Here is a 9,743-nt window from a genome sequence, read left to right as displayed (position 1 = left end):
CTGGCGCGCGGCACCGGCGCAGCGGCCGGCTTGGCGAACGGCGGCGCCGCGGCCGCTCGCGTCGCTCGCGCGGCCATCGTTCAGCGCCAGACGTTGCTGTGCGCCGGGAAATCCTGGCGCTGCGGCGGCAGCACGCAGAAGCGCTGACCGGTCGGCGCCGCCATCACCCACCAGCGCTTGACCTGGGCGATGCGCGCCGCGCCGAGTCGTTCCAGCCGCACCACCTCGGCCTCGACGTCGTCGGTTTCGATGTCCAGGTGCATGCGGCTGGCATGCGGCACCGCCTGCACCAGCAGGCAGGGCTGGTCGGCGTGCACGATCAGGCGGCGGTACATCTCGTCGCTGGCGTCGCCGAGGCCGACGATGCGGCAGCCCAGCGCCTGCGCCCAGAACTGCGCGGCCCAGTCCGGGTCGGTGGTCTCGCAATCGATCACGAGCTGCGCCAATCGGCTCCTGTGCATGGGGTTGTCTCCTGGTCGGAATGGGGCGGCGGATACGCGATCGCTTACGCACAAGCGCACATCTCGCCGTGAATCCACGCAAGCCGTGTGCCAGAGCGTCGCGATGCGCGCGCAGCCGCAAACACGGGGCGGCGCCGTGCGCAGCGACCCTGCGATGCGATGCGAAATAGTTGCGCGGCCCGGAAAAAGCTTCGCGCAAGAAACGGCGAAATCATCGTATTTCGGCGTTTTTTTGCGCTTTCTGGCAGATGGCTTGAACCGATCGCTTACATTCGCGGCGTTAGCATGAGTTCATGGATTCGACACACACTTCGCGACCGGCACCGCCGGCGCCCGCCTCCGATTGGGCCTTGTTTCTCGACGTCGATGGCTGTCTGCTGGAGCATGCCTGCGCGCCGCATCTCGCCCGGGTTCCGCCGCAGTTGCCGAGCCGCCTGCTGCGGCTGGCCGAGGAACTCGACGGGGCGCTCGCCCTGGTCAGCGGCCGTTCGCTGCAATCCTTGCAGGCGCTGTTCCCCGAGTGCGCCGAGCTTTGTCTCAGCGGCATGCACGGCCTGGAGCGGCGCAGCGCGCACGCGTCGTTGCGCGCGCCTGCGCCGCCCGAATCGATGCTCGAGCTGGCCGGCGAAGCCGCGCGCTTCGCCCTCGACTATCCCGGCGCCTGCGTCGAAGCGCACGGCCCTTGCCTGAATCTGCATTGGCGCGCCGCGCCGGACGCCGCCGTCGCGATGGGCGCATTCGCCGACGCCGCGCTGACCCGCCTGCCCGGCTATCGCCAGCACCGCGGCGCGCACGGCATCGAGATCCGTCCCGACGGCATGGACAAGGGCCGTGCCATCGCCGAGCTGTTGGCGCTGGCGCCGTTCCGCGGACGCACGCCGGTGTTCGCCGGCGACGACCCGGCCGACGAGCCCGGTTTCGCCATGGTCAATGCGCACGGCGGCATCAGCGTGCTGGTCGGCGCGCGCGCCGACAGCGCCGCGCGCCATCGCCTCGACGATCCGGCGCAGGTGCGCGCGTGGCTCGGCGCAGACGCGCAGGACCACTGACATGGCCCGCACCGTCATCGTCTCCAACCGCGTCGCCCTGCCCGGCGCGCAACGCCCGGGCGGCCTGGCCATCGCCTTGCGCGCGGCCTTGCGCGAGAGCAAGGGCCTGTGGTTCGGCTGGAGCGGCCGCAGCGGCGTCGCCAGCGACATCCCGCAGCGCTGCCGCGACCGCGGCATCGACTACGCCACCCTCGATCTCAGCACGGAAGATGTCGACGACTATTACCGCGGCTTCGCCAACCGGGTGCTGTGGCCGCTGCTGCACTCGCGGCTCGACCTGGTCGACTACGAACGCGGCTGCAGCGACGGCTACCAGCGGGTCAACGCCGCGTTCGCCCGCGCGCTGGCGCGCGAGTTGCGCGGCGACGAGCTGATCTGGGTCCACGACTATCATCTGATCCCGCTGGCGGCGCAGTTGCGCCGGCTCGGCGTCGGCAACCGCATCGGCTTCTTCCTGCACGTGCCGTTCCCGCCCGCCGATCTGGCCGCGACCCTGCCGCACCATCGCGAGCTGTTCGATCCGCTGCGCGCCTACGACCTGATCGGCCTGCAGACCGCGGCCGATGCGACGCATCTGCAGGATTATCTGCGCCACTACGCCGGCGCCGACCGCGTCGCGTTCGGCCAGACCGCGTCGCCCCGCATCGGCGCGTTCCCGATCGGCATCGACGCCGACGCGATCGCCGCGCAGGCCGCCGACGCCGCTGCGCTGGGCGAGGTGCGGCGCCTGCGCGAGAGCCTGGGCGGCCGGCGCCTGGTCATCGGCGTCGACCGGCTCGATTACTCCAAGGGACTGCCCGAGCGCATGCGCGCGTTCGAGCGCCATCTGCAGCGCCATCCGGACCTGTTCGGCCAGCTGACCTACCTGCAGATCGCGCCGATCTCGCGCGGCGACGTGCCCGAATACCGCAGCCTGCGCGCCGAACTCGAGGCGCTGGCCGGCCACGTCAACGGCGCGCACGCGCGGCCGGACTGGACGCCGATCCGCTATGTCAACCACGATTACCCGCACAGCGCATTGACCGGTTTCTACCGCAGCGCCGCGGTCGGCCTGGTCACGCCGCTGCGCGACGGCATGAACCTGGTGGCCAAGGAGTATGTCGCCAGCCAGGCCGCGGCCGATCCCGGCGCGCTGGTGCTGTCGCGCTTCGCCGGCGCCGCGCAGCAACTGGGCGAGGCGTTGCTGGTCAATCCGCACGATGCCGACGAGGTCGCCGACGCGGTCGCTGCGGCCGCGCGCATGCCGCTGGCGCAGCGGCGCGAGCGCTGGGCGGCGATGATGGCGACCCTGCGCGCCAGCGATATCGGCGCGTGGCGGCGCGGCTTCCTGCAGGCGCTGGCCGGAATTCGCGACGAGCGGCGCGAAGACAGCGGCGATTCCGCATCTATTGAGTCCACGGATTCCGCTTCCACGGAGTCAGCACCCATTCCGGCGTGGGCCACGCCCGCGCCGCCCTCCCCGCCCACTCTGGCCGCGCGCGGCCTGGCCGCACTGGCGCCGTCGCCGCTGCGCGCTCCGGGCACCCTGCTCGGCAAAGGCTCATCATGAAGATCGCGCAGATTTCTCCGCTCTACGAAGCCGTCCCGCCGCGCCTGTACGGCGGCACCGAACGCGTGGTCGCGCACCTGTGCGACGCGCTGGTCGAGGCCGGCCACGAGGTGACCTTGTTCGCCAGCGCCGACGCCGACACGCGCGCGCGTCTGGTTCCGGTGCGCGAGCGCGCGATCCGCCTGGACGACAGCGCCTTCGCCTCCACTACCGCCAACCTCGCCGCACACCTGAGCCAACTGCACGAGGTGCGTCGCCGCGCGGCCGAGTTCGACGTGCTGCACTTCCATATCGACCTGCTGCATTTCCCGCTGTTCGAGGACGAGGCCGACCGCACCCTCACCACCCTGCACGGACGCCTGGACCACAAGGACCTGGCCCCGGCGTACAGGCGCTGGCCGCGCTACCCGCTGGTGTCGATCTCCAACCACCAGCGCCGGCCCCTGCGCCAGGCGCGCTGGCTGGGCACGGTCTATCACGGGCTGCCGCCGCAGTCGTTCGCGTTCGCGCCCGAGGCCGCCGGCGGTTACCTGGCCTTCCTCGGCCGCATCTCGCCGGAAAAGCGCGTGGACCGCGCGATCGAGATCGCCCGCCGCGCCGGCTGGCCGCTCAGGATCGCGGCCAAGGTCGATCGCGCCGACCGCGATTACTTCCGCGACACCATCGAGCCGCTGCTGGACGCGCCCGGCATCGAATTCATCGGCGAGATCGGCGATGCCGACAAGTCGGCGTTCCTCGGCCAGGCCGCGGCGCTGCTGTTCCCGATCGATTGGCCCGAGCCGTTCGGGCTGGTGATGATCGAGGCGATGGCCTGCGGCACGCCGGTGATCGGCTGGCACTGCGGTTCGGTGCCGGAGGTGATCGACGAAGGCGTGACCGGCACGGTGGTGGATTCGATCGAGGCCGCGGCCGCGGCGGTGCCGGTGGTCGCCGGCTACGATCGCGCGCGCATCCGCGCGGTGTTCGAGCGGCGCTTCTCGGCCGCGGCGATGGCCCACGATTATCTCGACCTGTACGCCGGCTTGGCCGGCCGCGACGGTCGCGCGCTGCAGCTCAGCGCCTGAGCCGGAGACGATCGTGGACCCGGCCGCCACCGCTGCGCTGTACACCAGCCATGTGCTCAAGGACGGCGACAGCTTCCTGATCGCCAACGGCTACGGCGACATCGCCGGCCCGGCCGAGGGGCTGTTCCATAACGATACCCGCCTGCTCAGCGTGTACCGGCTCGGCATCGGCGAGGGCCGCCCGGCCCTGCTGAGCGCCGCGGTCTCGCGCGACAACGCCTTTTTCGTCGCCCACCTGACCAACCGCGCGCTGTCGCCGATCGGCGACACCGGCACGCCCGAAGGCCTGGTCCACATCGCCCGCACCCGGCTGCTGCTGGGCGAGCGCATGTACGAACGCATCGCCTGCACCAACTACGATTCGCGTCCGGCGGTGCTGCCGCTGCGGTTCGAGCTGGCGGCCGATTTCCGCGACATGTTCGAAGTGCGCGGCAGCGTGCGCAAGGCGCGCGGCGAGATGCTCGCCAGCCGCGACGACGGCAGCCGCCGGCGCTTCCAGTACCGCGGCCTAGACGGCGTGCTGCGCAGTTCGTTCATCGCCTTTTCGCGGGCGCCGCGGGCCGAGGACGGCGCCGGCCTCGACATCGAGCTGCGGATCGAACCCGGCGGCCACAGCGAACTGTATGTGGAGGCCGGCATCGACAGCGGCGAGGACGCGCCCTCGCGCCAGCGCTTCCGCCTGGCCGCGACCCAGGCGCGCCTGCGCATGCGCCACCGCCGCCGCCGCGGCGCCCACATCGGCAGCAACGGGCCGTTGTTCGACGAATGGATGCGGCGCTCGCGCTCGGATCTGGCGCTGCTGACCAGCGAACTGCCGAGCGGGCCGTATCCCTACGCCGGCATCCCCTGGTTCTCGACCCCGTTCGGCCGCGACGCGGTGATCACCGCGCTGCAGACGCTGTGGCTCGACCCGGGGCTGGCGCGCGGCGTGCTGCAGTTCCTCGCCGATCATCAGGCGCAGGAGGAGTCCGCGTTCCTCGACGCCGCGCCGGGCAAGATCCTGCACGAAACGCGCAAGGGCGAGATGGCGAGCCTGCGCGAGCTGCCGTTCGGGTTGTATTACGGCGGCGTCGACACCACGCCCCTGTTCGTGATGCTGGCCGGCGCCTACGCCAAGCGCAGCGGCGACCACGCCTTCATCGACCGGCTGTGGCCGGCGCTGCGCGCGGCCACCGCGTGGATAGAGCGGGTCTGCGACGCCAATCCCTGGGGCTTGCTCGATTACGCCCGCGCCGAGGCCAGCGGCCTGGCCAATCAAGGCTGGAAGGACAGCGGCGATTCGGTGTTCCATGCCGACGGCCGCATCCCGCCCGGACCGATCGCCCTGGTCGAAGTGCAGGGCTACGCCTTCGCCGCGCTGCGCGCCATGGCCGAACTCGGCCGCCGCCGCGGCGACGAGGCCGCCGCCGGCTGGGACGCGCGCGCCGAGCGCCTGCGCGCGGCGGTCGAAGACAAGTTCTGGATGCCGCAGGCCGGCTACTACGGCCTGGCCGTGGACGGCGAAGGCCGCCTGTGCGAAGTGTTCGCGAGCAATCCCGGCCACCTGCTCTACACCGGCCTGGCCGATGCGCAGCGCGCCCATGCGGTGTCCGAGCGGCTGATGTCGAACGCGTTCTACACCGGCTGGGGTTTGCGCACGCTGGCAAAAGGCGAACCGCGCTACAACCCGATGTCGTACCACAACGGCTCGGTGTGGCCGCACGACAGCGCGCTGTGCGCCAGCGGCATCGCCCGCCACCACGGCCGCGAAACCGCCGCGCGCCTGCTGCGCAGCGCGTTCGAGACCGCGGTGCATTTCGACATGCGCCTGCCCGAACTGTACTGCGGTTTCACCCGCCGCCCCGGCGCGCCGCCGATTCCCTATCCGGTCGCCTGCCTGCCGCAGGCCTGGGCCGCGGGTTCGCCGTTCATGCTGCTGCAGGCCTGCCTCGGCGTGGAGATCGACGGCGAGCACGGCGTGGTCCACGTCGATCGTCCGCGCCTGCCGCCGGGCATCGACGACGTGCGCGTGCGTGGACTGGTGGTCGGCGAGGAACGGGTCGACCTGGTGTTCAAGCAGTTCGGCGAGCGCGTGGGCGTTTTCAGCGAGAGCCGCTACAGCAATGCCATTCCGGTCAATCTGCGCAACTAGCGCCAGGTAAAGCGGGCTCGTTATCCAACTCGGCTGTCTGCGCGTCTGATCGGGATCAGGCAGAAATATCTGCGGCACGCCGGCGCTTGCGGCCGAAATTCCGCGAGCCGGATTGTTCGATAGCGACGACTCCTCCAAAGCGGATGAGGCCGTGGCAGACGAGACTCATCGCCGTGCATATGATTTCGAACCCACAGCCGGCTTCGGGTTCGAAGCGGATCACGTCCGTCGAGGACAGGGAGTCCTCGACTTGGCGCCGGTGGTCCGATCCCTGCCCCGTCGGGCCTGCCGACGCGCGCTAGCCCGCGTCTTCGGCGGCCATCTCCACCGCCGTTTGCTCGGCATCGTGCTGGCGCAGGCTGGCCGCGCGCAGGTTCGCGTAGTCGGTCGAGGTCTGCGCCAGCACCGCTTCCGAGCCCTGCGCGACCAGCCGCCCGTCCACCATCACCAGCACTTCGTCGAAGTGGCGCAGCAGGTCGAGCCGGTGCACCGAGGCGATCAGGCAGGCGTCGGCGAATTCGGCGAACAGGTTGCGGTACACCGCCGCTTCGGTGCGCGTGTCCAGGTTGGCGGTGGGTTCGTCGAGCAGGATCAGCGAGCTGCCGCGCGCGGCCAGGATGCCGCGGGCCAGGGCCACGCGCGCGCGCTGGCCGCCGGACCAGTTGGAGGCGTGCTCGCCGATCGACACCTGCAGCGGGTCGCCTTCGGTCGGCAGGAAGTCCATGACCGCGGCTAGTTCCAGCGCGCGGTGATAACCCTCGGGCTCGGGCTGGCCGTGCAGGGATTCGCACATCGCCAGGTTCTGTTCCAGCGAGGCCTCGAACAGTTCGGCCTCCTGCGGGATCAGCGTGGTCGACCCGCGCAGGAAGCGCGCGGCCTTCAGCGGCGCCTGGATCTGCGCGCCGGCGCTCGCGCCGTTGGATGCCCGCACATCGATGCGTTCGGCGACGTAGAGCCCGGCGAGCACCCGCATCAGCGTGCTCTTGCCCGAGCCGCTGCTGCCGATCAGCGCATAGCGTTTGCCGCGCTGCAGGTTCAGGCGGACATGGTCGAGGGTCGGGCCGCTGTCGCGTCCGCCGACATGGCGGAACACCAGGCCTTCGATCTCGCACTGCTGCCAGCTCTGGGTCTCGACCGGCTCGTGCAGGCTCTCGTCGACCGGATGGTGGCGGATGACGTCGGCGCTCTGGTAATTGGCGTACTGGGTGGCGAAGGTCTGGAAGTTCGCCGCCACCGCCGCGACCACGGCGCCGGACTGCAGCGCGTACTCCCAGACCATGTAGACGCTGCCGAACATGAGCTTCTGGCCGTCGCCGGGCGCGCGCAGCACCAGCCATGCGTACAGCGCGACCAGGCAGCAGCTCAGCAGCCGGCTGGCGACGTCGACCGCGCACCATTTGACCTCGTTGATGACGATCATGCGCCGCAGCGGCTCGAACACATCCTCGACGCGCTGTTGCAATGTGCGGATGAACGGGCGCGCCTGACGCAGCGCGAGCACGCTGGTGGCGTTGCCGAGCGCGTCGGCCAACACCGAGGTGTAGCGCCGCTCGGCGTCGTTGGTGCGGATCGCCAGGCGCACGATCGCGCGGTCGAAACCGACCACCGCGCCGCAGATCGCTAGCAGGCCGAACGAGGCCAGGCCGCCGACCAGCGGATGGATGGCGATCAGCGCGCCGATCGGCCCGACCAGGCGCACGGCGCTGCGCAGATAGATGAACTGGCTTTCGGCGAAGGTGCCCAGCGACGAGCTGCTCTGGTGCACGCGATGGGCGCTGGCGACGGAATGGTTGCGGTCGTGCCAGGACAGCGGAAACGCGAGCAGGCGCTGGGTCAATGCGGTGGCGACGCGTTGCCGCACGGCCAGCGCGACGTTGCGCTCGAGGATCCGGCCGGGGCCGTGGATCAGCCAGCTGACGATCGTGGCGGCGAGCACCGCCGCCAGCCAGAACGCCGCCTCGCCCGCGCCGTCGTTGCCGCGCGCCTGCAGCACGTTCAAGGACTTGCCGACCAGATACGGCACCGCCAGCAGCACCACCTGCGCGCCGACCAGCAACAGCATCGAACCCAGCAGCGCGGCGCGGTGGCCCTTGGCCTGAAACCACAGTTCCCGATACAGCTGCAGGACCGGGGCGCGGTGGATGCCCGGCTTTGCGTCGTCACTATCCATGCGATTCCGGCAGGGTTGGCAGGACACGGCAGACCACTCTAAAGCACCCGTCGCGAAACACAATCGGCTCGCGCGGGCGCGCCGGGCGCGTGCGATGTGAGCGCCTTGTGAGCGCACAATCGGCATGCAATACTCGGCCGTCGAGGGGTGCAGGTCGAGCGGCGGGGACAAGCATGTCACAACGAGCCATGATCGACGGCTACGACGCCGCCATGCAGGGCGCCGTAATCGAGGCCTATTACGGTTCCAGCGACTTCTACAATTTCGGCTTCTGGTCCGAGGCGACCCAGAACCAATCGCAGGCGTCCGAAGCCCTGGTCGCGCGCCTGCTCGAGTTCATTCCTGCCGCCGACCGCGGCGGCCGCATCCTCGATGTGGCCTGCGGCCTGGGCGCCTCCAGCCGCCACCTGCTGCGTCATTTCGCGGCTTCGCAGATCGTCGGCATCAACGTCTCCGAACTGCAGCTCGAACGCGCGCGGCACAACGCGCCGGGCTGCGAATTCCGGGTGATGGACGCGACCCGCCTGGATTTCCCGGACGCGTCCTTCGACAACATCCTGTGCGTGGAGGCGGCGTTCCACTTCGATACCCGCGCCGCGTTCCTGCGCGAGGCGCTGCGCGTGCTCAAGCCCGGCGGTCGGCTGGTGCACTCCGACATCCTGATGTCGACGCTGCCGCCGACCACCGAGGTGCGCACCCACATTCCCAACGCCAACGCCATGACCGATCCGGCCGAACTGGAGCGCGCGATCTTCGCCGCCGGTTTCGCCCGCACCGAGGTGGTGGACGCGACCGCGCAGTGCTGGACGCCGTTCCTGCGCTCGGTGCGCCGGTTCAAGGCCGCGCACAAGCGGCCCGGCGTCGCCGCGCCGCGCCGTTCGGCGCCGTTGTTCTTCAATCCCGAATACCTGGCCCGCTTCATCCGCCACTACGTGCTGGCCTGTTCGCAGAAAGCCGCGGCTTGAGCCGCGCGCCGCAGTGTTCGATGCACCGCAGCAAAATCCGGCGCGCGCCTCGCCCGCGCCGGAGGCTGTGAAAGAACTCCCCCGCTACGCACCCTGGACCCCAGCCGTCGCGCCTCGCGCGCCGGGCGGGCTCGACCGTCGTATCCAGCATCAGGGAAGGCTCGAATGGATGTCGCTGCGCAACACCGCGTCGAGGCCACGCCCGGCGCGAACGATGAACTCGATGCGATCCTGGATCGCGACCCGGCCGGCGCGTACCCGCACATGGACGCGCGCTCGCGCCAGGACTACCGGGCCTGCGCCGAGGACTGGGCCGCGCGCGCGCGGCGCGCGCCCGCGCAGGCCGCGCAGGCG

Annotated in this window: 7 protein-coding genes and 1 pseudogene; 6 read left to right on the top strand and 2 right to left on the bottom strand. The window is 70.7% G+C overall.

Annotation, left to right across the window (positions count from 1 at the left end):
• Positions 1–80 precede the first annotated feature (80 nt).
• A complete protein-coding gene (locus tag A7A76_RS02170) occupies positions 81–461 on the bottom strand; it encodes a VOC family protein (protein WP_206409657.1) in 381 nt (126 codons plus the stop codon).
• Positions 462–811: 350 nt separating this feature from the next.
• Between A7A76_RS02170 and otsB the strand changes: the two genes are divergently transcribed.
• From otsB to A7A76_RS02150, 4 genes and pseudogenes are all read left to right on the top strand, one after another.
• On the top strand, positions 812–1,510 hold the full coding sequence (gene otsB, locus A7A76_RS02165; RefSeq protein WP_241200678.1) for a trehalose-phosphatase: 699 nt from the start codon (positions 812–814) through the stop codon (positions 1,508–1,510).
• A 1-nt stretch (position 1,511) separates the two neighbouring features.
• Positions 1,512–2,858 (top strand): annotated as a pseudogene (locus tag A7A76_RS02160) (alpha,alpha-trehalose-phosphate synthase (UDP-forming)); the annotation flags it as partial.
• Between the two features lie 197 nt (positions 2,859–3,055).
• A complete protein-coding gene (locus A7A76_RS02155) occupies positions 3,056–4,123 on the top strand; it encodes a glycosyltransferase family 4 protein (protein WP_206409654.1) in 1,068 nt (355 codons plus the stop codon).
• 13 nt (positions 4,124–4,136) lie between these two features.
• A complete protein-coding gene (locus A7A76_RS02150; RefSeq protein ID WP_343225264.1) occupies positions 4,137–6,254 on the top strand; it encodes an amylo-alpha-1,6-glucosidase in 2,118 nt (705 codons plus the stop codon).
• Between the two features lie 298 nt (positions 6,255–6,552).
• Here the strand turns inward: A7A76_RS02150 and A7A76_RS02145 are convergent, their stop codons facing one another.
• Positions 6,553–8,424, bottom strand: coding sequence for an ATP-binding cassette domain-containing protein (locus A7A76_RS02145; RefSeq protein ID WP_206409653.1), 1,872 nt, complete (start codon positions 8,422–8,424; stop codon positions 6,553–6,555).
• Positions 8,425–8,597: 173 nt separating this feature from the next.
• On the opposite strand from A7A76_RS02145, the gene A7A76_RS02140 reads away from it, so the two are divergent.
• On the top strand, positions 8,598–9,389 hold the full coding sequence (locus tag A7A76_RS02140; protein WP_206409652.1) for a class I SAM-dependent methyltransferase: 792 nt from the start codon (positions 8,598–8,600) through the stop codon (positions 9,387–9,389).
• 165 nt (positions 9,390–9,554) lie between these two features.
• Positions 9,555–9,743, top strand: a 189-nt coding sequence (locus tag A7A76_RS02135) for a hypothetical protein (protein WP_206409651.1), incomplete at its 3' end; no start/stop codon positions are given.

Source organism: Lysobacter enzymogenes, from assembly GCF_017168095.1.
GTDB lineage: Bacteria > Pseudomonadota > Gammaproteobacteria > Xanthomonadales > Xanthomonadaceae > Lysobacter > Lysobacter enzymogenes_D.
The sequence above is the reverse complement of the archived record's forward strand: the minus strand, read 5'-3'. Positions and strand labels throughout refer to the sequence as shown.

Bases quoted from the DNA above. Each gene is read 5' to 3' on its own strand.
- A7A76_RS02170 (WP_206409657.1), bottom strand. From the start codon at position 461: ATGCACAGGAGCCGATTGGCGCAGCTCGTGATCGATTGCGAGACCACC.
- A7A76_RS02140 (WP_206409652.1), top strand. From the start codon at position 8,598: ATGTCACAACGAGCCATGATCGACGGCTACGACGCCGCCATGCAGGGC.
- A7A76_RS02145 (WP_206409653.1), bottom strand. From the start codon at position 8,424: ATGGATAGTGACGACGCAAAGCCGGGCATCCACCGCGCCCCGGTCCTG.
- A7A76_RS02155 (WP_206409654.1), top strand. From the start codon at position 3,056: ATGAAGATCGCGCAGATTTCTCCGCTCTACGAAGCCGTCCCGCCGCGC.